Here is a 22048-nt window from a genome sequence, read left to right on the forward strand (position 1 = left end):
GTGCGGCCGCTCGTGTGACAAGCCGCGCATTATCGCACAGGCCATCCCGCCTCCCGGCGGGAGGCGGGGGTGCCAGCCGGCCCAAGCAGGCGCGTCACTCCGGCTTCGGGTTGACCGCCACGTAGCGGGTGCCGCCGCCGCGACGCACCAGCAGCATCACCGGCTTGTCGGTGCCGGCCGCGCGCAGCTGGGCATCCAGCGCGGCCGCGCTGCCAACGTCATTACGGCCGACCGCCAGCACCACGTCGCCCGGCTGCAGGCCGGCATCGCGCGCAGCATCGCTGGTGATCCGCGCGATCAGCACGCCTTCCTTGCTTTGCAGGCCCAGCCGCTGGCGCTGCTCGGCGGTCAGATCCTGGCCGACGATGCCCAGCGCATTGCCTTCCGCGCGCGCCGGGGCCTGGCCCGCACCGCCCGGCATTCCGCCGACCGCGGCGGTGGCCTCGTCCAGCGCGTTCAAGGTCGCCACCAGCGTGCGCGGCTTGCCGTCGCGCACCACCTCCAGCGTCACCCGGGTGCCGGGCGCCATCGCGCCGATGATCGGCGGCAGGTCGCTGGAGTCGTAGATCGGCTGGCCATTTACGCTGCGGATCACGTCCTGCCGCAGCAGCCCGGCGCGCGCGGCCGGGCTGCCGGGCTCCACCGCGGCCACCAACGCGCCGCTGGGCTCGCCCAGACCCAGCGCTTTGGCGGTATCGCGATCCAACCCCTGCACCTGCACGCCGAGCTGGCCGCGCACCACCTTGCCGGTGGCCTTGAGCTGCTGCACCGCATTCATCGCCACGTCGATCGGGATGGCGAAGCTCACGCCCATGTAGCCGCCGGAGTTGCTGAAGATCTGCGAGTTGATCCCCACCACCTGGCCGCGGGTGTCCAGCAGCGGGCCGCCGGAATTGCCGCGGTTGATCGCCACGTCGGTCTGGATGAAGGGGACGTAGCGCTGGTCGGCGCCGGGATTGGCGCGGCCCACGGCGCTGACGATGCCCGCCGTGACCGAATGATCCAGCCCGAACGGCGAGCCGATCGCCACCACCCACTGCCCGGGCTTGAGCGTGCGCGAATCGCCGATCCGCATCACCGGCAGGTTCCTGGCGTCGATCTTGAGCAGGGCCACGTCCGACTGCGGGTCGCTGCCTACGACCTTCGCGGTGAACTCGCGGCGGTCGGACAGCTTCACCGTCACCTTGTCGGCGCCGTCGATCACGTGGTGGTTGGTCAGCACGTAGCCATCGCTGGAGATGATGAAGCCGGTGCCCAGCGACACCCCGCGCGGGCGCATGCCGGGCATGCCGGGCATCCCTGGCATGCCCGGCATCGGGGTCAGGCCGGGCCCGAAGAAGCGGCGGAAGAACTCCGGGATCTGGTCGTCGCCGCCGTCGTCCTCGCCATCCTGTGGCATCTGCTGCAGGCGCCGCGCCTGCGGCTTGCTGCCGATCTCGGCCTGCACGCTCACCACCGCCGGGCCGGTTTGCTCCACCAGGCGGGTGAAATCCGGCAGGTTGCCGACCAGGTCCGGAGCCGGCGCGGACGGCGCAGTGGCGGTCGGCGTTTGCGCGCTGGCGGTGTTCTGGCCGCTGCAGGCGCCGACACCGGCCACGGCGAGGGCGGCCACCAGCAGCACGGGGCGCAGGCGGATCAATCGATTTGCAGACATGGACGGGGAACTCCTCGTTCGCGTGGATCGGGACAGTGGGAAAGAAAGGGCCACGGGCCTGCGCGGCGGCGCACCGGCCAGCCGGGGCGCGGCTCAAGGCTGCGCCGGTTCGGCCTGCGGTGGCGTCTGCGCCGGCTGCAGGAAGCTCGGGGCGGCAGCGCCGGGAACGGGTTGAACGGTGCCGGGGCGGCCTGCATGTGCTCGCCGAAGCCCACCGTCAGGCCGCTGTCACCGCCGTACTGCGGCAGGATCCGGCGCGGCCAGGGGCGGCTGCCGGCGGCATCGGCCGGGGCGGCCGGCAGCGCCTGCGCCAGTTCGATCACCGGTGGCGCGCTGGCCGGCGCGGCGACCTGCAGCGGATGCGCGCGCTCGCGGCGCGCGGCCTGGGTGCCGGCCGCCGCCGCGAGGGCCAGGCCGGCGGCAGCCACGGCTGGCGCCCGGGGAGTGGCCTGCTCGACGGCGGGCGTGACGGACGCCATCGTGGGCGCGACCGCAGCCGGTGCGCGCGGCACCGGCGCGCTTGGTACCGGCGCGGCCGCCGCCAGCGACGGCGCCGCTGCAGGCGCGGAACTCTCCGGGGTATCCACCGGCTGCGGCCAGCGCACCACCGCCAGCAGTGCGAGCGCCGCGGCCAGCGCCGCACCGCCGCCCCAGTACCAGCGCCGGGCGCGTGCGGGCGCCGCATCCAGGGCCAGCCCCGGGCCCTGCAGCGCCGCCGCTACCCGCAGCGCGAAATCCGCCGGCAGGTGGCGGGCCGGGGCAAGGCCGCGCATCACGTCGCTGGCGATGCGCCAGCGCTCCCAGCTGCCGGCCAGCTCGGCATCGTGCTGCAGGCGGCGCAGCAGGAAGCGGGTCTGGTCCTCCGGCAGCATGCCGTCCATCAGCGCGGACAGCTGCTCGCGGCTGGACAGCTGGGTCAGGCCGATGCAGTGGCGGTCGGTGTCGGGGGTGGTCTCCATGGGTGTATCCGGGGATGTCATGACGCTTTGGAGCGCTTCGAGGTTTGGTCGTGGTCCAGCAGCGGGCGCATGCGCGCGTCAATCGCCTCGCGCGCCCGGAAGATGCGCGAGCGCACCGTGCCGATCGGGCAGCCCATGCGGTCGGCGATCTCGTCGTAGCTCATGCCCTCCACTTCGCGCAGGGTGATCGCCTCGCGCAGGTCGGATGGCAGCGCTTCGACCGCATCCAGCACGGTTTGTTCCAGCTGCTGGCGCATCAGCTCGCGTTCGGGGGTGTCGTTATCACGCAAGCGCAGGCCGGATTCGAACTGCTCGGCATCCCCGGCATCGATGTCCTCGCCGGGCGGCCGCCGGCCATGCGCGGCCAGGTGGTTCATCGCGGTGTTCACCGCGATCCGGTGCAGCCAGGTGGAGAACTGGGCATCGCCGCGGAACCGGCCGATGGCACGGTAGGCGCGGATGAAGGTGTCCTGGGCCACGTCCTGCACCTCGGCCCAGTCGCGCACGTAGCGCGCAATCACCGCTGCGACGCGGTGCTGGTACTTGCGCACCAGCAGGTCGAAGGCGGCCGTATCGCCGCGCTGCACGCGCGCCACCAGGTCCTGATCCAGCGCTTGCGACACCCGATCCTCCGTCATTTGCGCCGCGGCCTCGCTGTTGGCCCGGTGCTTCCGGGCGGTGTGACAGGGGATGGCCGGAAAAGTTCCGCGGCCCCGCCCGGGGATGAAGGCGATTAGACACGTATTCAAGTTCGCACCGGCTACGATACCGCCTTCCCTCCCGATACGGATGGCATGCGCATGGCCGACTCCTCCGCACACGGTTTCGACGGGCTGCACCTGTCGCACTGGCGCCCGCAGCGCCGCGACGACGGCGTGCTGGTACTGTATTTCGACCGCACCGATGCCGCGGTCAACGCGTTCTCGCAGGATGCGCTGATCGAGCTGGGCAGCGCGCTGGAACGGATCGCGCTGGACCCGCCGAAGGCACTGGTGATCGCCTCCGGCAAGGCCAGTGGCTTCATCGCCGGGGCCGACCTCAAGGAGTTCCAGGAATACGACCGCCGCGGCACCGTCAACGACGCCATCCGCCGCGGCCAGGACACCTTCCAGCAGCTGGCCGGCCTGCCCTGCCCCAGCGCCGCCGCGATCCACGGCTTCTGCATGGGCGGCGGCACCGAGCTGGCGCTGGCCTGCCGCTACCGCGTCGCCAGCAGCGACGCCTCCACCCGCATCGGCCTGCCGGAAGTGCAGCTGGGCATCTTCCCCGGCTGGGGCGGCAGCGCCCGCCTGCCGCGTCTGGCCGGCGCCCCGGCGGCGATGGACATGATGCTCACCGGCCGCGCGCTCTCGGCCCAGGCCGCGCGCGTGATCGGACTGGTGGACGCCATCGCCGAGCCGGCGGTGCTGGTGGATGCCGCCGCTGCGCTGGCGCTGAAAGGCACGACGCGCCCGCTCAAGCAGCGCGCGCTGGGCTGGCTGACCAATACCTGGCCTGCGCGCAAGCTGCTGGCGCCGCAGATGCGCAAGCAGGTCGCGCGCAAGGCACCCAAGGCGTTCTACCCGGCCCCTTATGCGCTGATTTCCACCTGGGAACGCAGCGGCGGCAAGCCGATCCAGGCGCGCCTGGACGCCGAACGCCGTGCGGTGGTGAAGCTGGCCGGCACCCCGACCGCGCGCAACCTGATCCGCATCTTCTTCCTCACCGAACGGCTGAAGGCGCTGGGCAAGGGCGAATCCGGCATCACGCGCGTGCACGTGGTGGGCGCCGGCGTGATGGGTGGCGATATCGCCGCGTTCGCCGCCTACAAGGGCTTTACGGTGACGCTGCAGGACCGCGAGCAGCGCTTCATCGACGGCGCGCTGCAACGCGCGCAGGCGCTCTTTGAAAAGAAAGTGAAGGACGCAAGCCAGCGCCCGCAGGTGGCGGCGCGGCTCAAATCCGATCTCGACGGCGCGGGCGTGCCCGAGGCCGACCTCGTCATCGAAGCCATCATCGAAAACCCCGAGGCCAAGCGCGACCTGTACCAGTCGGTCGAACCGCGCATGAAGGGCGACGCGCTGCTGGCCACCAACACCTCGTCGATCCCGCTGGACGCACTGCGCCCGCATATCGCGCGCCCGGCGCAGTTCGCCGGCCTGCACTACTTCAACCCGGTGGCGCAGATGCCGCTGGTGGAGATCATCCGCCACGCCGGCATGGCGGCCGAGACCGAGCGCCGGCTGGCCGCGTTCTGCAAGGCGCTGGGCAAGTTCCCGGTGCCGGTGGCCGGCACGCCGGGCTTCCTGGTCAACCGCGTGCTGTTCCCGTACATGCTGGAAGCCGCCACCGCCTACGCCGAAGGCATCCCCGGCCCGGCCATCGACAGAGCGGCGACGCGCTTCGGCATGCCGATGGGGCCGATCGAACTGCTCGACACCGTGGGGTTGGACGTGGCCGCGAGCGTCGGCAAGGAACTGGCGCCCTTCCTCGGCTATCGAGGTGCCGGCGGCGCTGACGACGGTGGAGGCCGGCAAGCGCGGCAAGAAGGACGGCCAGGGCATCTACAAATGGGAGAACGGCAAGGCCATCAAACCCGAACTGCCGGCCGGCTTCGTTGCGCCGGACGACCTGGAAGACCGCCTCATCCTGCCGCTGCTCAATGAAGCCGTGGCCTGCCTGCACGATGGCGTGGTGGAAGATGCCGACCTGCTGGACGCCGGCGTGATCTTCGGCACCGGCTTCGCGCCGTTCCGCGGCGGCCCGATCCAACACATCCGCGCCACCGGCGCCGACGCCCTGCTGGCGCGGCTGGAAGCGCTGCGCGCGAAGTACGGTGAGCGCTTCGCGCCGCGCCCAGGCTGGGACGACCCGGTGCTGCGCGCGCCGGTGGCATGAGCGTCACACTGGCACCTGCAGGCGTATCGATGGAACCACCATGCACCCCGACACCCGCACCTACAACGCTGTGCAATCGCCGGGCGACAAGGCGATCTGCGACCGGCTGGCCGACGCGATCGAGCGCGCGTTGCCGGATGCCGAAAACAAGGTCTGGCATGGACATCCGGTCTGGTTCCTCGCCGGCAATCCGGTGGTCGGCTACAGCAAGCTGAAATCCTGCATCCGCCTACTGTTCTGGAGCGGGCAATCCTTCGAGGAGGCCGGACTTCGCCCCGAGGGCAAGTTCAAGGCGGCAGAAGTCCGCTATGCCACGGCGGACGACCTCGATGCCGCTACCTTGCACCGCTGGCTGGGCAAGGCTCGCGCCATCCAGTGGGACTACAAGAACCTGGTCACACGCAAAGGACGTCTGGAGCGACTGAAGTAGCCCGCTAGCGTGCAGGCTGCTTCGCCAGTGCCCCGAACTCCGGCCCGGCCAGCCTCAGGTTCCCGCGCAGATAAGCGCGCAGGCGCGGCTCCGGCGGTGCAGGCACCGGACCGCCCAGGTGTTTCTGCAAGATCGTTTCCATCGCGAACAGGTAGGCCTCACGCGGAATGGAATCGCGCGGCGAATGCCCACCGTTGGGCTCCACCAGCAGCGTGACCGGATTGCCCAGCGTTTTCAGCGTGGCGACGTAATCGATCACGCTGCGAATCGCCACCGTGCGGTCGGCGCCACCAGCCATCACCAGCAGCGGGCGCCGCATCTTCGATGCATTCACCAGCGGCGACTGCGCATGCAGGCGCGCGAAGACCGCGGGATCGGTCGCATCCAGCGACAGCGCGTGCAGCGTCTGTTTCAGCGAGCGATCGGGAAGATCACCCTGCTCGCCGGCGTCGACCAGCCAGCGCATTCCCCAGCCCAGATCCGGCGGCGGCGAACCGGCCACGCCAACCTTGAACAGTTGGGGCTGGAAGGTCAGGCCCAGCAGCGCGGAGTAACCACCGAAGGAATGGCCGACGATACCGACGCGCGCCGCATCGCCAATGCCCTGCGCCAGCAACCAGCGCACCCCTCCACGATGTCCTGCTGCACGCGGCCGTTGCCGTAGTCACCGTTCGAGGCGAAGGTGTAGGCACGGCCGTGGCCGGTGGAACCGCGGAAGTTCGACTGGAACACCACGTAGCCGCGATTGGCGAGGAACTGCGCGATGCCATCGTAGCCGGCGCGGAAGTGGTTGATCGGCCCGCCGTGCACCTGGGCGATGAGCGGGGCGTGCGCTGGATCCACGCCAGGCGGCAGCAGCAGGAACCCGTGCACGCGCAGACCGTCGGAGGCGCGATAGGACACCGCGATCTTCCGCGCAAACTGCGCTTCCGGCGGTGCCTGCGCGGCAACCAGCCGATCGTGGAGGATGCGCCGCAGGCCGCCACTGCGCGGATCGAACAGATACCAGCGCGGATCGCGCAACGTCGGCGCACGTTCCGCCACCAGCCACGGCGACATCGCGGCGCTGCCGACCTGCACTGCGATATCGCGGCCTGGCAGGCGCCGCTTGATGGCCGCCACGATCGGAGCCGCGACACCGATGCCATAGGTCGCGGCCACGGTACTGCGATAGCTTGCCGCCAATGGCTGCGCGGTGCGTGGATCAAGTACGACTTCGTCGAGGTCCGCCTCGTGGCGCGGGTCCTCGTGCAGGGTGTGCAGACGATCGCCGGCATCCATCCGCAGGACGCGGCGGAAGTTCCCATCCAACCCATCACTGGCGGGATTCCCCGCCAACAGCAGGCTTCCGTCCGGCAACGCGGCCAGCAGGTCGACGCGCTCCATCGGCTGCAGGCGCAGCGCCGCGCGCAGCGTGCCGTCAGGCCGCACGCGGTACAGAGCGTCGTGATCGCCCTCGAAGCGCGTCAACGCAACGATACGGCCACGCGCATCCAGCGCGACATCATGGACCCAGCGCGTATCCTCGTGCAGCAGGACACGCTTGCCATGTGTGTCCAGGCGGACGATGCGCCAGCGCTCGCCCCTGCCCGCCGCGACCCGCTCACGCAGCAGGACCGCTGCGGGTTGCGAGGGATCCCGCTTCATCACCCCGCGCCGCTCGGTACCGCCCAGCGGCATGCGCATGCCGGCGCGGCCATCGGTGCCGACGGCGGCGATGACACGCGGCCCGGCCAGGAACAGCCAGCGCCCGTCGCGCGACCACAGGATCCGGTCGGCCCGGGTGCTGCCAACGAGCATCCGGGCCGTGCCACCGGCGGTGGGCAACATCCACAACGCGTTCGCATCCTTCTGTTCGCGCAGGTAGGCGACGTAGTCGCCTGCGGGCGACAATCGCGCGTCCACCAGGATGCGATTTTCGAGGAAGGCACTCCGCGGCAGTACCGGTGCGCGCGGCAACCTGCGTTGGCCGGCTTCGAGCGCACGCAGATTGTTGGCGTCCTGTGCCAGCAGAATGCGCGGCGCGAAGGGGATCGCACACAGAGCGAGCGCGGCGCAGATGTGGCGGAACGGGGTGGCCATCGTCGATCCTCCATCCGCGCTCATGCCGACACCGGCTGCAGGGCCGGCGCGACGGACTCGCGGCGCGGATACAGCAACCACAGACTGGCGAGTGCGGGCAGGCCGACCACGCCGCACAGCAGTACCCACGCCCAGCGGCCGCGCGGCGAATGCGGCTGCCTGCCGCTCAACCAGGCCGCACCCAGCAGGGACAGCAGGCAGCAAAAGCCGGCAAGCCACCGCACCGGTGCCGGCATCGGCTCGGGTCTGGCGCGCAGCGGGTCTTTCGCCGCAAACAGGTTCTGTGCGCCGAGGCATAGCGCCCGCAGCATGGGCGATAGCCAGGTGTTGCGATTGGTGTAGATGGATGGCAGGTCGATGGACAGCGCGCGGCGTGCGATTTCACGCGCATGACCGCTACCATCCACGCGCAGCACCTGCTGGTACGGATGCTGCAGTTCGCCGCTCCACACGCCCCAGGTGTAGGCGTAGGACACCAGGTAACCGTCCAGCAGCTCGACCACGTCCATCCGGCCGAGATTGCCGACCGGCCCCGGCAGCGCCACCCGCATCAGCGGCCGCAGCAGATCCAGCCCGTTCATCGCCTCGCGGCCTGGATAGAAGTACGCCGCGCGGTCGCTGAGGACCAGGATGTTGTCGCCGGCCGGCATGGGCGGACCGGCCATCACCTCGTCCCGTGGCAAGCGCACGCGTTCGTAGATGCGCTGCTGCGCGCCGTCGAACTGGTAGGCGGCATGGGCGTTGAACAGATAGCCGCCGGCGTATTCCATGGCCGGCGCCGGGAACACCGCCTGCGTCTCGCCTGCGCCAAGCTCCCCGCGCGGGCGCTTGTCCAGGGTGCCGTAGCCCTGGTAGCGCATGCGGTCATGAGCTGAATACCCAGCGGACGTTGTGCTCGCCGTCCTCCAGCTCGAGCGGCGACAGGTTGGTCAGGCTGCCGCGCACCGGCAGGCTGCGCAACGGATAGACCGTATAGACGTCGGACAAGGCGACCTGCTCGCGCCACTGCGCGGCCTCGGGGTCGCGGCTCCCGGCGATGCCGAGCAGCAGCATGTCCTTGCCTTCGGCGCGGTCCGCTTCGATGGACCCGCCCTTCGGCGGCGTGGGCATATTGAGCGGATGGGTGCCACTGGCGGTCCAGGCCAGCTCGACGCCGAAGCCCAGCACCCAGGCCAGGAAATACGCCCCCACCTGCACCGGCAATGCCACGGCCAGTACGGCCAGCGGATTGTGGGGCGGGGCGGCGGGATCCGGCTTGAACGCGATCGCCAGCAGCATCGCTAGGAACGCGATGGCCACGGCCTGCACGCCCAGCATGGCGACCCCCGAGGCCTGCGAATACAGGAACAGGTTCGGCACCAGAAACGCCGCGAACGAATAGCGTCGGTTGGCAACCATCGCGTACGCGCCGGCGAGGTAGCCGGACACCGCGATCAACCACGCCGCCACCGGCAGCGGCCAGTGGCGCGTATCGACCACCCGCGCGGTCAGGCTGTCCTGGTAGGCGGCGACCAGCAGGATCGGCACCGCCACCGCCAGCAACAGCAGCAGCGTGGCGGCGCCGGTCAACGCGCCCGCCACCTGCAGCCGATGCATCGGCCGGTGCAGCAGATTGAGCCACTGGTTGGGCTTGCGGTAGCTGCCCATCTGGTACATCCCCAGCAGGGCGCCCGCCGCGGCATACACCGCGCCGAACACCTGGTAGACGACGATGGGCTGCTGCGCGAGGTCGACCATGCGGCTGAGGAAGCCCAGCACGGCCAAATTCGCAAAACAGGCTGCGGCGGCCCAAAGCCGGAAGCGCAGCAGTTCGCCCTTGAAGAGATCGATCATGTTGGTGTCCTCATGCCCTTGCCGGGCGTCTTGCGCGTCAGGCGTTGGCCGGCGCGGCGTGGTTCTTGGCCAGGAAGGCGTTGACGGCGCGGTCCAGGCCCACCGGCATCGACTGCACGTTGCGCGCCGTTGGTGCGAAGGAATTGCTCGAACCCGGCGCCCTGGTCCAGCACCAGGTAGTGATGCAGCCCATCCAGCCGCTGCACCTCCAGCAGGCCCGGCACGGTGCGCGGATCGGGCCCCTTGAACGGCACGTCGGCCACCCAGTGACTGACCCGTGCGGTGAAGTCCTCCGGCGCCGACATGTGCACCAGCCGGCCGCGTTCGAGGATGATCAGGTTGTCGGCGACGCGCTCGATCTCCTCCATCTGGTGCGAGCAATAGACCACCGTGCAGGCGTCGGCGGCATTGCTGTAGAGCAGCGATTCGAGGAAGGCGCGCTTGGCGACCACGTCCAGGCCCAGCGTCGGCTCGTCCAGCACCAACAGTTCAGGCGTCTGCGCCAGCGCCAGCGCGAGGTTGAAACCGGCGCGCTCGCCGCGCGAAAGCTGGCCGACCCTCTGCTCCGGCAGCACGTGGTAATGGCCGATCACGCCATCGAACGCCTGCTGGTTCCAGCGTCCGTACTGGTGCTTCTGCATCGCCATCACCTGCGATACACGCATCCAGGTCGGCAGCGTGTGTTCCTCGTTGACGAAGCCGATCCGGGCACGGTCCTGCGGGGCCAGCGCCTGGCTGTCCTTGCCGAGGATGCGCGCCTCGCCCGCGCTGGGCGGCATGAAGCCGAGCAGGATGCGGAACAGTGTGGATTTGCCGGCGCCGTTGGCGCCGACGATGGCATGGATGCGGCCGCGCGGGATGGCAAGGTCCAGTCGGTCCAGCGCCAGCTTGCGGCCGTAGCGCTTGCTCAGCGCGCGGGTCTCGATCACGTGGTCAGGAAGGGGCATGGCAAGGGTCTCGTTGCTGCCGCCGCAGGCGTTGGGCGGCTGTGGCGGGGTGGACGGCAGGCATCGCGTGGTCGCGGCGCCCGGGATGAAGGGGAGGGGCGCGGCGCTCAGGCCGTCTTGCGCGGGGCGAGCTGGTCGAACGCCAGGCCGACGCTGGCTTGCACCTCGTCGGGTGGGAGGCCCAACGGCACGACGTCGTTGACGAAACGACCGACGGCGTCGTCCAGCCGACGCCGGCGCTCGGCGTCGGACAGGCGCTGGCGCGGTGCGGCCACGAACAGGCCGGTGCCCTGCCGGGCGTCCAGCCAGCCTTCGGTGGTCAGTTCGGCATAGGCCTTGGCCACGGTGTTCGGGTTGACCATCAGCTGCTGGGCCAGCCCGCGCACGCTGGGCAATTGGTCTCCATGGGCGAGCTCGCCGGTGGCGATCTTGAGGCGTACGCCATCGACGATCTGGCGGCCGATCGGGCGCGGGTCGCCGGTAGCGACCTGGAGCATCAGGGGACGGGGATGTGCCATCGGTGCCTGCCTCGGCTGTACTAGTTGCGCTAGTACGGTGCGGACGGCAGGCCAGCGTCAACGCGGCGGCGACGAAGCAGGGGTTCGGTGCGACGAAACCCGGGGACCGGGGATCAAAACCGGAGGCGGCATCCGATGGACGCGGCCCGGTGCGCAGGAGGCGGGGCGTGCCCGCCGGGGTTACATCGTCTGGGTCGGCTGGTCCGCGTTGAGCGTGCCGGCCAGGGTGGTCTCGATCTTGCTGCGCACCGCCTCGCCTTCGGCGGAGTCGGCGAACTGCACGCCGATCCCGGCCGTGCGGTTGCCCTGCGCGCCGGTCGGCGTCACCCACACCACCCGGCCAGCCACCGGCAGGCGCTCGGAGGAATCCGGCAGGGTCAGCAGCAGGAAGACCTCGTCGCCGATGAAGTAGCGGCGGGTGGTCGGCACGAAGATGGCACCGTGGCGGATGAAAGGCATGTAGGCGTTGTACAGGCCCGCCTTGTCCTTGATCGCCAGCGACAGGATGCCCTGCCGTGCCCCGCCCATTGGATTGCTCATCCCGACTCCCCGTGTGTTTGCCGTGTGCGTCCTGCCGTGTGCGTGGACCGGCCCGCACCGGCCGTCGCCATTCTCAACCGTCCGGGCCGTCCGCCACAACCAGGGTGGCCCGGCCGCGCGTGGATCATCCGCCGGCGGCGCGCGCCGGCAACCACGGCAGCAGCGCCTCCAGCACCGCCAGGTCGGCGCGCACGGTCGTGCGCAGCAGGCCGCGCGCGCGGTTGGCGGCTTCGAAGCAGAGCGCCAGCCCGCGCACCGTGGATGCCTGCGGCTGCTCCGTCGCCGCGTGCAGGGCGTGCTCGGCCAGATGCCGCAGGCGCTCCTCCGCGCGCCCATCGGCCACCCAGCGCTGGGCGATGTCGGACGGCACCGCGCGCCCGCGGCCGAGCGCGGCAACCGCCTCCACGACTTCACGGCGCAGGGCCAGCCCGTCGCCCGCGGCCCAGGCGTCGGCCAACCCCGGATGCCCGCGCGCGGCGTCCAGCGCCTCCTCCGCCAGTTCCGCGGCATGCCCGCGCGCGCGCAGCCAGGCCAGCGTCTCGGCGCGCGGCGGCAGACGCAGCTCCAGCCGCTGGCAGCGGCTGCGGATGGTGGCCGGCAGCTGCGCCGGGCTGGAGGCCAGCAGCCACAGGTAGCGCCCCGGCTGCGGCTCTTCCAGGGTCTTCAGGATCGCGTTCCAGGCGCTCCAGTTCACCGCATCGGCAGGATCGACGATCACCACCTGCGCGCCGCCCAGCTGCGCGGTCAGCCCCATCGCCGTGGTCAGCGCGCGGATCTGGTCGATCACGATCTCCGTGCGCGGCTTGCCGGTCTTCTGGTTGATCTCGTAGCCGAGGAACAGCAGGTCCGGATGCGCGCTGTGGCCCCAGGGATGCGCCAGGCTGCCGTCCGGCCGCAGCTCCGCCACCTCCATCTGCGAGCGCGCGAAAAACAGCGCGCAGCTGCGGCAGCTGCCGCAGGGCTCGCCGCCCGCGCGCGGCGCCAGGCACAGCACGCGCCGGGCCAGGTGCTCGGCCAGCAGGCGCTTGCCGATCAGGGCCGGGCCGGTGATCAGGGTGGCGTGCCCGAAATGCCCGGCCGTCAGCGCCTCGGCGGCCTGGCCGTAGGCGCGCTGCTGCCACGGCGCCAGCGCAGGCAGTGCGCTCATGACCCCAACCCCCGCCGGTACGCTTCCAGGGCTTTCCGCGCACGTGCCGCGACCGTGGCCGGGTCGGCACTGGCATCGATCACCCGGATCCGCTGCGGCTGCTGGGCGGCACGCCGCAGGAACCCGGCGCGCACCCGCTCGAAAAACTCGTCGCGCTCGCGTTCGATCCGGTCCGGGGAGGCGCCGCCCAGCAGGTCGCGGCCGCGGGTGCGCTCGCGCGCATCCGCCACGCCGAGATCCAGCAGCAGGGTCAGGCCGGGCTCGATCCCGACCGCGCGCTGCTCCAGTTCGGCGATGAACCCGACCTCGATGCCGCGCGCCACGCCCTGGTAGGCATAGCTGGAATCGGTGAAGCGGTCGCTGACCACCCACGCGCCGCGTGCCAGCGCCGGCAGCACCACCTGCTGCACGTGCTGCGCGCGCGCGGCGAACATCAGCAGCAGTTCGGTGTGCGCGTGCACCGGCTCGTCGCCGTGCGCGAGCAGCAACTCGCGGATGCGCTCGGCCAGCGGCGTGCCGCCCGGCTCGCGGGTGCTGATTACCTCGAAACCATCGGCCAGCAGCGCCTCACGCAGGGCGCGCAGCACCGTGCTCTTGCCGGCGCCCTCGCCGCCCTCGATGGTCACCAGCCGCGGTTCGCGTCGCAGGCCCGTGCTCACCGCCGCACCGCCTCCTGCGCCGTGGCCTGGCGCTGCGCACGCAGGCGCTGCAGGTAGGCGGCCACCGCGGCATTGTGTTCGTCCAGGCTGCGGCTGAACACGTGGCGCCCGCTGCCGTCGCCGACCGCCACGAAGTACAGCGCATCGCCTGGCTCCGGATGGGTGGCCGCATGCAGCGCGGCCTTGCCGGGCATGGCGATCGGCGTGGGCGGCAGGCCATCGCGGATATAGGTGTTGTAGGGCGTGTCGGCGGCTAGGTCCGCGCGGCGGATGTTGCCGGCGTAGCGCTCGCCCAGGCCGTAGATCACGGTGGGGTCGGTCTGCAGGCGCATCCCCGCCTGCAGGCGGCGCACGAACACGCCGGCGATGCGCGGGCGCTCGTCGGCCACGCCGGTTTCCTTCTCCACGATCGAGGCCAGCACCAGCGCCTCGTCCGCACTGCGCAGCGGCAGGCCGGATGCGCGCGCCTGCCAGGCCGCCTCCAGCGCCTTGTCCATCGCCGCATGCGCACGCCGCAGCAGGTCGAGATCGGAATCGCCGCGCACCCAGGCATAGGTCTCGGGCAGGAAGCGCCCTTCCGGGTGCTGTCCGGGGTACCCGAGCTCTGCCATCAGCGCGGCAGCGTCCATCCCGGCCGTCTTTTGCTGCAGCTGCGGGACTTTGGCGAGCGCGGCGCGCAGATCGCGGAAGGTCCAGCCTTCCACGATGGTGAACCGCCGCTGCAGCACCTTGCCGTCGCGCATCGCCAGCAGCAGTTGCCGCGGAGTGATGCCGGCCGGCAGCGCGTACTCGCCAGCCCGGATACGCCCGGCGGCACCGGTCTGGCGCGCCAGCAGCCGCCAGTACAGCGCTGGCCCGGTCGTGATTCCTGCGCGCGCAGGGCGCGCAGGATCGCCGGCAGCGCATCGCCGCGCGCGACCACCACGCTGGCCTGCGCGCCAACCCCGGCCAGCGGGGTGTCGGCGAAGCGTTGGTAGCGCGGCCATTGCCAGGCCAGCGCGGCCAGCGCCAGCAGCACGAGCAGCAACAGGCCGCGGCGGATGCTCATGGCCGGGCCTCGCCGGGCTCGCCGGCCTCGCTGGAAAGGGAAAACATCGGATACGCCATCGCCAGTCGTGCCTGCAGTTCGGTGGTGGCCGGGTGCGCGTGCCAGCGGTGCGCGCCCAGCGCCGCGACCGGCAGGATACCGCGCACCGCGTTGCACAGGGCCAGTGTCTCGGCGGAGGCCACCTCCTCCATCGCCAGCTCTGCCTCCTCCAGCAGGCCCTGCGCCAGCGTTTCAGCCGCGCAGCACGCCGGCCACGCCGCAGCGCGCCACCGAAGGGTGCGCCAGCGGCGGCCGTCGAACGCCAGCAGGTTGGCGGCGGTGGCGCACACCGGGCGCCCGTCGGTATCGCGCATCAGGCCTTCCTCGCAGCCGGCGCGCTCCACCTCGGCGCGCGCCAGCACCTGCTCCAGCCGATTGCAGTGCTTGATCCCGGCCAGCGCCGGCTGGATCGCCAGGCGGGTCTCGCAGGGATGCAGGCGCAGCGCCGCGGGCGTCGCCGGCAGCGGGTGCAGCGCCAGCATCCATGTCGGCGGCGCCTCCACCGGGGGCGCATAGCCGCGCCCGCCCTCGCCGCGGGTCAGCAGCAGCTTGAGCACGCCGGCCTCGACGCCCGCGATCAGCCCGGCGATGCGCGCCTCGATGAACGCCGGCGCCGGCACCGCAATCCCAAGCCGGGCCGCGCCCGCGCGTAGCCGCGCCAAATGCCGCGGCCACAGCGGCACGCCGCCACGATGGATCCGCATGGTCTCGAACACGCCGTCGCCGTAGTTGAGACCGCGGTTGGCGAGGGGAGGGCTTCTACCCGCTCGCGACCGATGTATGCAGCGGACGTCATGGGATTCGACTCACCAAGCGAGTATCGGGGAGCGACTGAGTCGAATCCCGTGACGTCCGCGCGCGCCTGGTCTCCATCGCGATCACTCCACCCCCAGCGCGCGCAGCATGCCACGCGCCTTCGCCCGGGTTTCGTCCAGCTCGCGCTGCGGGTCGGAGTCGATCACGATGCCGGCGCCGGTGCGGAAGCGCAGCGTGCCGCCTTCAACCTCCGCGCTGCGGATCAGGATGTTGAGGTCGAGATCGCCCTCATGGCCCAGCCAGCCCATCGCACCGGTATAGGCACCGCGGCCGCTGCCCTCCAGCTCGGCGATGATCTGCATGCAGCGCACCTTGGGGCAGCCCGTGATCGTGCCGCCGGGGAACACCGCGGCGATCGCCTGCCCCGGGGTCACCCCGGCGCGCAGCATGCCGCGCACATTGCTGACGATGTGATGCACGTGGGCGTAGCTTTCCACCGTCATCAGCTCGTCCACCCGCACGCTGCCGGGCGCGCACACGCGGCCGAGGTCGTTGCGTTCGAGGTCCAGCAGCATCACGTGTTCGGCGCGCTCCTTCGGATGCCCGACCAGCTCGCGGATGCGCGCCGCGTCGTCGTCGCCCGTAAAGCGCGCGCGGGTGCCGGCGATCGGCCGCGTCTGGGCCACGCCAGCACGCAGCGACAGCAGCCGCTCCGGCGAGGCGCTGACCACGCTGCCCCACGGGCTGCGGAAGATGCCGGCGAACGGCGCCGGATTGTGCCTGCGCAGGCGGGCGAACAGCGCGGCCGGATCCAGCGCGCGGTCGAACGCCACCCGCCAGCCGCGCGACAGGTTGGCCTGGAACACGTCGCCGGCGGCCAGATAGTCCAGCACCCGCGCCACGCCGTCGAGATAGCGCGGCGGCGGGTCTTCCTCGATGGCGATGGGCGGCATCCATGCCGCCAGCGGCGGCAGCGCGCCGGCGCGTCCCGCGTCATCGACGATGCGTTGCGCCAGGCCTGCTCACCGGCTTCCGCAACGGCCACGCAGTCGCCCGTGGTACGGTCGCGCAGCAGTGCCGCCGGGCAGCGCAGCGCGACCGCGACCGGCAGACTGCCCGCAGCCGCCGGCAGCCGCAGGACAGGCTCCACCTGCGCGGCCAGCTCGTAGCCCAGCAGCAGCGCCCAGCCACCGCGGAACGGCCGCGCGGGGCCTGTTGAATCGCCGCCTGCCGCAGCGCGCGCGTCCTGCCAGTGCGCATCCAGCACGCCGAGGAATGTGCCGGCGAGCGGCGCGCCGGCGAGCGTGCGCACGCACCCGTCGCGGTGCAGGACGAAGCCTTCACCGGCGTGCGCCAGCAGCAGGTCATGCCGGCCCAGCGCGCCGCCGCTGCTGGACTCCAGCAGCACCGGGTAGCGTGCCGGATCGAGCCGGTGCAGTGCGAGTAGATCAGTATCGGCGGGCAGGGCGCGCGCAGTCATCGTGGGGAAGGCACCCACCCAAACCCTCCCGTCAATGAGGGAGGGAATGGAGATCAGATCCGCTTGAACACCAGCGTGCTGTTGGTGCCGCCAAAACCAAAGCCATTCGACACCACCACATTCACCCGCGCCTGACGCGCCGTATTCGGCACGTAATCCAGATCACACCCCTCACCCGGGTTCTCCAGATTGATGGTCGGGGGAATGATGCCGGTCTCCAGCGCCTTGATCGTGTAGATCGCCTCCACGCCGCCGGCCGCGCCCAGCAGGTGGCCGGTCATCGACTTGGTGGAGCTCACCAGCGTCCGGTAAGCGTGATCGCCCAGCGCGCGCTTGATCGCCTGCGTCTCGGCCACGTCGCCCAGCGGGGTACTGGTGCCGTGCGCGTTGATGTAGCCCACGTCCTCCGGATTCACCCCGGCATCGCGCAGCGCCATCGTCATGCAGCGCGCCGGGCCTTCGCCGTTCTCGCTGGGCGCGGTCATGTGGAAGGCGTCGGAGGTCGCGCCGAAACCGGCCAGCTCGCAGTAGATGCGCGCGCCGCGGGCCCTGGCATGCTCGTATTCCTCCAGCACCAGGATGCCGGCGCCGTCACCCAGCACGAAGCCGTCGCGGCCGGCGTCCCACGGCCGCGAGGCGCGGGTGGGATCGTCGTTGCGGGTGCTCATCGCCTTCATCGCGCAAAAACCGCCCATCGAAGTCGGCGAACTGCCGCGCTCGGCACCACCGGCAAACATCACGTCGGCATCGCCGTACTGGATCATGCGCATCGCCACGCCGATGCTGTGGTTGGAGGTGGCACAGGCGGAAACCGCGGAGAAGGTCGGGCCCTTGATCCCGGTGATCAGCGACAGCTGGCCCGGGAGCATGTTGATGATGGTGCTGGGGATGTAGAACGGGCTGATCTTGCGCACCCCGCCCTCGTGCAGCTTGACCGCGGTTTCCTCGATCCCCCAGATACCGCCGATGCCGGCGCCGATCAGCGCGCCGATGCGCTCGGCATTGGCCTCGGTGACCTCCAGCCCGGCATCGTCCTTCGCCATCAGCGCGGCGGCGATGCCGTAGTGGATGAAGTGGTCCATCTTCTTCGCGTCCTTCGGGTTCACCCAGCGGGTGACGTCGAAGTCGCGGATCTCGCCGGCGATGCGGGTGGGAAAGGCGCTGGCGTCGAAGCCCTCCACCATGCCGATCCCGGAGCGGCCATGGGTGATCCCGTCCCAGTTGCTGGCCAGGTCATGGCCTAGCGGCGAGACGATGCCCATGCCTGTCACTACCACGCGGCGCTTGCCCATCATCCTGTCCTCCACACGCTCGTTACGTTCGATGCAAACACAGGGGCCGCATGCGCGGCCCCGTGGGTCCCACGGCCACGCGCCGGCAGGCGGCGCGTCCGCGGGCGTGCCGGGTGGGCGCCGGCACGCGGCCGGGCGTCCGCCCAGGAAAGACCATCACGCCTTGACGTGAGCCTTGATGTAGTCGATCGCCTGCTGCACCGAGGTGATCTTCTCGGCGTCCTCGTCCGGGATCTCGCACTCGAACTCTTCCTCGAGCCGCCATCACCAGCTCCACGGTATCCAGCGAGTCTGCGCCCAGGTCGTCCACGAACGACGCGCTGTTGGTGACGTCCTCTTCCTTGACGCCCAGTTGTTCGACGACGATCTTCTTGACGCGTTCTTCGATGGTGCTCATGTTGCGTTGCTCCTCATGGGGCTGTTCGGGCCGTAATGGCTTAGTTTAAGGGAAAAACCGGGCGCTGCATGACCGTGCCGGGGCGCCCGCGGGGGATGCGTGGAAAGCCGCCCGGGCGGCGCTCACGGCATGTACATGCCGCCGTTGACGTGCAGGGTCTCGCCGGTGATGTAGCTGGCGTCGGGCCCGGCGAGGAAGGCCACCGCGCGTGCGATGTCGGCCGGCTCGCCGAGGCGGCCCAGCGCGATCTGCGCCAGCATCGCCTCCTTCGCCGCCTCCGGCAGGTTGGCGGTCATGTCGGTGGCGATGAAGCCCGGCGCAACCACGTTCACGGTGATCCCGCGGGAACCGATTTCCTTGGCCAGCGACTTGCTGAACGCGATGATGCCGGCCTTGGCCGCGGCGTAGTTGGCCTGCCCGGCGTTGCCGGTGACGCCGATCACCGAGGCGATATTGACGATGCGGCCCTTGCGCGCCTTCATCATCCCGCGCATCACCGCCTTGCTGGCGCGGTAGACGCTGGTGAGATTGGTGTCGAGGATGGCCTGCCAGTCCTCGTCCTTCATCCGCATCAACAGGTTGTCGCGGGTGATGCCGGCGTTGTTGACCAGGATCGAGAGGCCACCGAACTCCGACGACACCGCATCGACCAGCGCCTCGATCGCGCCTGCTTCGTTGACGTTGAGCCGGCGGCCGTGGCCACCGGCGGCGGCCAGCCGCTCGCCGATCGCCTGCGCGCCGGCGTCCGAGGTGGCGGTGCCGATCACGGTCGCGCCCCGCGCGGCCAGCTCGTCGGCGATCGCGGCCCCGATGCCGCGCGATGCGCCGGTCACCAGCGCGATTTCACCCTTCAACGGCAACCCACTCATGCGTTCCACTCCTCGATGGCGCCGGCGAACTCCGCCGGGGTGCCCAACGCGCGCGCGTCGAGCGACTTGTCGATGCGCTTGACCAGGCCAGCCAGCACCTTGCCCGGGCCGCATTCGCCGATCCGGGTGACGCCGCGCGCGGCCAACGCCTGCACGCAGTCGGTCCACTGCACCGGTAGATACAGCTGGCGCACCAGCGCGTCGCGGATGCCATCCAGGGTGGCGTGCGCCTGGGCATCCACGTTCTGCACGACGGGCAGCGCCGGCAGCATCCACTGCAGGCCCGCCATCGTTTCGGCCAGCCGGTTCGCGGCCTCGCGCATCAGCGGGGTGTGCGACGGCACGCTCACGGCCAGCTTGACCGCCTTGCGCACGCCCTTTTCCTGCAGCAGCGCCAGCGCGCGGTCCACCGCCGCGGCGTCGCCGCCGATCACGATCTGGCCCGGCGAGTTGTAGTTGGCCGGCACCACCACCTGCGCGCCGGAGGCCTCCGCGCACACGGCCTCGACCAGCGCGTCCTCGGCGCCGAGCACCGCGGCCATCGCGCCGCTGCCGGCGGGCGCGGCGTCCTGCATCAGCCGGCCGCGAATGCGCACCAGGTGCGCGCCGTCGCGCAGCGACAGCGCACCGGCGGCGACCAGCGCGGTGTATTCGCCCAGGCTATGCCCGGCCAGCACGGCCGGCGGCGCGCCGTTTTGGGCCTGCCACAGGCGCCACACCGCGATACCCGCCGCCAGCAGCGCCGGCTGGGTAAACTCGGTGCGGTTGAGCATCTCCTCCGGGCCGCCCTGCGAGAGCGCCCACAGATCGACGCCCGCGCCCTCGGAGGCTTCCTCGAACGTGGCCTTCACCGACGGATGCAGCTCGGACAGCTCGGCCAGCATGCCGATGGATTGCGAGCCTTGGCCGGGGAATACCAGAGCAAGCGGCGATATGGACATGGGCGACTCGTTCACGCGGTGGATTCAGGCCGGACGCGAACGGCGCCGGCGGCGGGCCGGGCATGATACGGGCAATCGCTCCGGCCCGTCTGTACCGGGGCGTATGCATGTGCACGAAAGCACATCCACGGAATCGTGCGCGGCGCGACCGCAATCGCGCCGTCACCCGCACGCCGGATCGCGGCCTCAGTAGCGCAGCAGGGCCGAGCCCCAGGTGAAGCCGCCGCCGAAGGCTTCCAGCAGCAGCAGCTGGCCGCGCTGCACGCGGCCCGAGCGCACCGCCTCGTCCAGCGCCAGCGGCACCGACCCCGAGGAGGTGTTGCCGTGGCGATCCACGGTGACCACCACGCGGTCCATCGGCATCTCCAGCCGCTTGGCGGTGGCCTCGATGATGCGCAGATTGGCCTGGTGCGGCACCAGCCAGTCGATCGCGGTGCGCTCCAGCCCGTTGGATTCCAGCGCCTCCTCGACCACCGCATCCAGCGCCTTCACCGCGTGCTTGAACACTTCGTTGCCGGTCATCATCACGCGCACCCCGGCGTTGTCCTCGCCGGGCTTGAATCCGGCGGACACGCCCACCGGGCTCCACAGCAGCTCCTTCTTGCTGCCGTCGGCGTGCATGTGGGTGCTGAGGATGCCGGTCTCGGCATCGGCCTTGAGCACCGCCGCGCCGGCGCCGTCGCCGAACAGCACGCAGGTGCCGCGGTCACTCCAGTCCAGCATGCGGGTGAGGGTCTCGGCGCCGATCACCAGCGCCGTCTTCGCCGCGCCAGAGCGGATGAACTTGTCGGCGATGGTCAGCGCGTAGATGAAGCCGGAGCACGCCGCGTTGACGTCGAATGCCGGGCAGCCGGCGATGCCCAGCCTGTGCTGGATCAGGCAGGCGGTGGACGGGAAGATGAGGTCGGGCGTGGTGGTGCCGACCACGAGCAGGTCGATCTCGTCGGCGCCGACGCCGGCGGCCTCCAGCGCGCGCAGCGCCGCCTGGTAGCCGAGGTCGGAGGTGGTCTCGCCCTCCGCCGCGACGTGGCGTTCGCGGATGCCGGTACGCGCGGCGATCCACTCGTCGCTGGTGTCCACCATCTTCGCCAGGTCGTCGTTGGTCAGCACTTTCTCCGGCAGGTAGCTGCCGGTGCCGGCGATACGGGCGAAAATGCGGTGTTCGGTCTGGCTCATGCGCTGGAGTTCTCCCTGGCGATTGGACAAGGGTAGCCGATCGCCGGATGTGGGCGGCGCGCGCAAAACGCGACGGCAAAAAACGCCAACGGCCGCACCATCGGGTGCGGCCGGGCGGCGTCAGCGCCGGCGGCCTTGCGGCCGGCGATCACTCTTCGTCGACGACCTTGGTCTTCGGGGCCACGACCTGTTTGCCGCGGTAGTAGCCGTCGGCGGTGACGTGGTGGCGCAGGTGGGTCTCGCCGCTGGTCGGATCGGTGGCCAGCTGCTTGGCGGACAGGGCGTCGTGCGCGCGGCGCATGCCGCGGCGGGACGGGGAAACGCGGGACTTCTGAACGGCCATGGGACAACTCCAAAAAACGATACGTGATGCTGGATGCGACGATCGGCGGTGAACCGCGGAT

General features: G+C 70.8%; 17 protein-coding genes and 5 pseudogenes. 2 read left to right on the plus strand and 20 right to left on the minus strand.

Annotation, left to right across the window (positions count from 1 at the left end; genetic code table 11):
* Positions 1–94 precede the first annotated feature (94 nt).
* The 3 genes from LJB71_RS11070 to rpoE are packed head-to-tail and all read right to left on the minus strand — an operon-like array spanning position 95 to position 3236.
* A complete protein-coding gene (locus LJB71_RS11070) occupies positions 95–1654 on the minus strand; it encodes a DegQ family serine endoprotease (protein ID WP_259304226.1) in 1560 nt (519 codons plus the stop codon).
* Positions 1636–2613 carry a sigma-E factor negative regulatory protein gene (locus LJB71_RS11075; RefSeq protein ID WP_259304227.1) on the minus strand — a complete coding sequence of 326 codons (978 nt, stop codon included), beginning with the start codon at positions 2611–2613 and terminating at the stop codon, positions 1636–1638. Before LJB71_RS11075 ends, LJB71_RS11070 begins: the two co-directional genes overlap by 19 nt.
* A 17-nt stretch (positions 2614–2630) precedes the next feature.
* Positions 2631–3236: an RNA polymerase sigma factor RpoE gene (rpoE, locus tag LJB71_RS11080; protein WP_259304228.1), complete on the minus strand. Its 606-nt coding sequence runs from the start codon at positions 3234–3236 to the stop codon at positions 2631–2633.
* A gap of 177 nt (positions 3237–3413) precedes the next feature.
* Between rpoE and LJB71_RS11085 the strand changes: the two are divergent.
* Positions 3414–5490, plus strand: a pseudogene (locus LJB71_RS11085) (3-hydroxyacyl-CoA dehydrogenase NAD-binding domain-containing protein).
* A gap of 40 nt (positions 5491–5530) precedes the next feature.
* On the plus strand, positions 5531–5920 hold the full coding sequence (locus LJB71_RS11090; RefSeq protein ID WP_259304229.1) for a DUF1801 domain-containing protein: 390 nt from the start codon (positions 5531–5533) through the stop codon (positions 5918–5920).
* 4 nt (positions 5921–5924) lie between these two features.
* Here the strand turns inward: LJB71_RS11090 and LJB71_RS14595 are convergent.
* The 17 genes and pseudogenes from LJB71_RS14595 to rpmF form a co-directional block, all read right to left on the minus strand.
* Positions 5925–8026: pseudogene (locus LJB71_RS14595) on the minus strand (prolyl oligopeptidase family serine peptidase).
* The gene (locus LJB71_RS11100) at positions 8023–8862 is read right to left on the minus strand and encodes a hypothetical protein (RefSeq protein ID WP_259304230.1); all 840 of its coding nucleotides are present in this window, start codon (positions 8860–8862) and stop codon (positions 8023–8025) included. The pseudogene LJB71_RS14595 and the gene LJB71_RS11100 overlap by 4 nt, the downstream one beginning before the upstream one ends.
* 4 nt (positions 8863–8866) lie before the next feature.
* Positions 8867–9835 carry a hypothetical protein gene (locus tag LJB71_RS11105; protein ID WP_259304231.1) on the minus strand — a complete coding sequence of 323 codons (969 nt, stop codon included), beginning with the start codon at positions 9833–9835 and terminating at the stop codon, positions 8867–8869.
* The gene (locus LJB71_RS11110) at positions 9832–10782 is read right to left on the minus strand and encodes an ATP-binding cassette domain-containing protein (RefSeq protein WP_259304232.1); all 951 of its coding nucleotides are present in this window, start codon (positions 10780–10782) and stop codon (positions 9832–9834) included. Before LJB71_RS11110 ends, LJB71_RS11105 begins: the two co-directional genes overlap by 4 nt.
* Positions 10783–10889: 107 nt before the next feature.
* Positions 10890–11279, minus strand: coding sequence for a GntR family transcriptional regulator (locus LJB71_RS11115; RefSeq protein ID WP_259304233.1), 390 nt, complete (start codon positions 11277–11279; stop codon positions 10890–10892).
* A gap of 201 nt (positions 11280–11480) precedes the next feature.
* A complete protein-coding gene (locus LJB71_RS11120; RefSeq protein ID WP_259304804.1) occupies positions 11481–11828 on the minus strand; it encodes a PilZ domain-containing protein in 348 nt (115 codons plus the stop codon).
* Positions 11829–11964: 136 nt separating this feature from the next.
* Positions 11965–12987, minus strand: a complete 1023-nt coding sequence (locus LJB71_RS11125; protein WP_259304234.1) for a DNA polymerase III subunit delta' — start codon at positions 12985–12987, stop codon at positions 11965–11967.
* A complete protein-coding gene (gene tmk / locus LJB71_RS11130; RefSeq protein WP_259304235.1) occupies positions 12984–13646 on the minus strand; it encodes a dTMP kinase in 663 nt (220 codons plus the stop codon). Before tmk ends, LJB71_RS11125 begins: the two co-directional genes overlap by 4 nt.
* Positions 13643–14694, minus strand: a pseudogene (gene mltG / locus LJB71_RS11135) (endolytic transglycosylase MltG). The gene tmk and the pseudogene mltG overlap by 4 nt, the downstream one beginning before the upstream one ends.
* Positions 14691–15515 carry an aminodeoxychorismate lyase gene (gene pabC / locus LJB71_RS11140; protein ID WP_259304805.1) on the minus strand — a complete coding sequence of 275 codons (825 nt, stop codon included), beginning with the start codon at positions 15513–15515 and terminating at the stop codon, positions 14691–14693. Before pabC ends, mltG begins: the two are co-directional and overlap by 4 nt.
* 96 nt (positions 15516–15611) lie before the next feature.
* Positions 15612–16969, minus strand: a pseudogene (locus LJB71_RS11145) (aminodeoxychorismate synthase component I).
* A gap of 53 nt (positions 16970–17022) precedes the next feature.
* Positions 17023–18261 (minus strand): beta-ketoacyl-ACP synthase II, encoded by a 1239-nt coding sequence (fabF, locus tag LJB71_RS11150; protein WP_259304236.1) that lies wholly within the window; start codon positions 18259–18261, stop codon positions 17023–17025.
* A gap of 156 nt (positions 18262–18417) precedes the next feature.
* Positions 18418–18658, minus strand: a pseudogene (gene acpP / locus LJB71_RS11155) (acyl carrier protein).
* A 122-nt stretch (positions 18659–18780) separates the two neighbouring features.
* Complete coding sequence (fabG, locus tag LJB71_RS11160) at positions 18781–19527, minus strand: 3-oxoacyl-ACP reductase FabG (protein ID WP_259304237.1); 747 nt, start codon at positions 19525–19527, stop codon at positions 18781–18783.
* Positions 19524–20468: an ACP S-malonyltransferase gene (gene fabD / locus LJB71_RS11165; protein ID WP_259304238.1), complete on the minus strand. Its 945-nt coding sequence runs from the start codon at positions 20466–20468 to the stop codon at positions 19524–19526. The genes fabG and fabD overlap by 4 nt, the downstream gene beginning before the upstream one ends.
* A 186-nt stretch (positions 20469–20654) precedes the next feature.
* Positions 20655–21644 carry a beta-ketoacyl-ACP synthase III gene (locus tag LJB71_RS11170; protein ID WP_259304239.1) on the minus strand — a complete coding sequence of 330 codons (990 nt, stop codon included), beginning with the start codon at positions 21642–21644 and terminating at the stop codon, positions 20655–20657.
* 148 nt (positions 21645–21792) lie between these two features.
* Complete coding sequence (rpmF, locus tag LJB71_RS11175) at positions 21793–21987, minus strand: 50S ribosomal protein L32 (RefSeq protein ID WP_114960846.1); 195 nt, start codon at positions 21985–21987, stop codon at positions 21793–21795.
* Positions 21988–22048 lie beyond the last annotated feature (61 nt).

The sequence above is a fragment of the Thermomonas sp. S9 genome (assembly GCF_024704365.1).
In the GTDB taxonomy this organism is placed as follows: domain Bacteria; phylum Pseudomonadota; class Gammaproteobacteria; order Xanthomonadales; family Xanthomonadaceae; genus Thermomonas.

Coding starts and splice junctions, on each gene's coding strand:
- LJB71_RS11070 (WP_259304226.1), bottom strand. CDS start 1,654: ATGTCTGCAAATCGATTGATCCGCCTGCGCCCCGTGCTGCTGGTGGCC.
- LJB71_RS11115 (WP_259304233.1), bottom strand. CDS start 11,279: ATGCTCCAGGTCGCTACCGGCGACCCGCGCCCGATCGGCCGCCAGATC.
- LJB71_RS11075 (WP_259304227.1), bottom strand. CDS start 2,613: ATGGAGACCACCCCCGACACCGACCGCCACTGCATCGGCCTGACCCAG.
- fabF (WP_259304236.1), bottom strand. CDS start 18,261: ATGGGCAAGCGCCGCGTGGTAGTGACAGGCATGGGCATCGTCTCGCCG.
- LJB71_RS11125 (WP_259304234.1), bottom strand. CDS start 12,987: ATGAGCGCACTGCCTGCGCTGGCGCCGTGGCAGCAGCGCGCCTACGGC.
- fabG (WP_259304237.1), bottom strand. CDS start 19,527: ATGAGTGGGTTGCCGTTGAAGGGTGAAATCGCGCTGGTGACCGGCGCA.
- LJB71_RS11170 (WP_259304239.1), bottom strand. CDS start 21,644: ATGAGCCAGACCGAACACCGCATTTTCGCCCGTATCGCCGGCACCGGC.
- rpmF (WP_114960846.1), bottom strand. CDS start 21,987: ATGGCCGTTCAGAAGTCCCGCGTTTCCCCGTCCCGCCGCGGCATGCGC.
- fabD (WP_259304238.1), bottom strand. CDS start 20,468: ATGTCCATATCGCCGCTTGCTCTGGTATTCCCCGGCCAAGGCTCGCAA.
- LJB71_RS11120 (WP_259304804.1), bottom strand. CDS start 11,828: ATGGGCGGGGCACGGCAGGGCATCCTGTCGCTGGCGATCAAGGACAAG.
- LJB71_RS11090 (WP_259304229.1), top strand. CDS start 5,531: ATGCACCCCGACACCCGCACCTACAACGCTGTGCAATCGCCGGGCGAC.
- LJB71_RS11105 (WP_259304231.1), bottom strand. CDS start 9,835: ATGATCGATCTCTTCAAGGGCGAACTGCTGCGCTTCCGGCTTTGGGCC.
- LJB71_RS11100 (WP_259304230.1), bottom strand. CDS start 8,862: ATGCGCTACCAGGGCTACGGCACCCTGGACAAGCGCCCGCGCGGGGAG.
- LJB71_RS11110 (WP_259304232.1), bottom strand. CDS start 10,782: ATGCCCCTTCCTGACCACGTGATCGAGACCCGCGCGCTGAGCAAGCGC.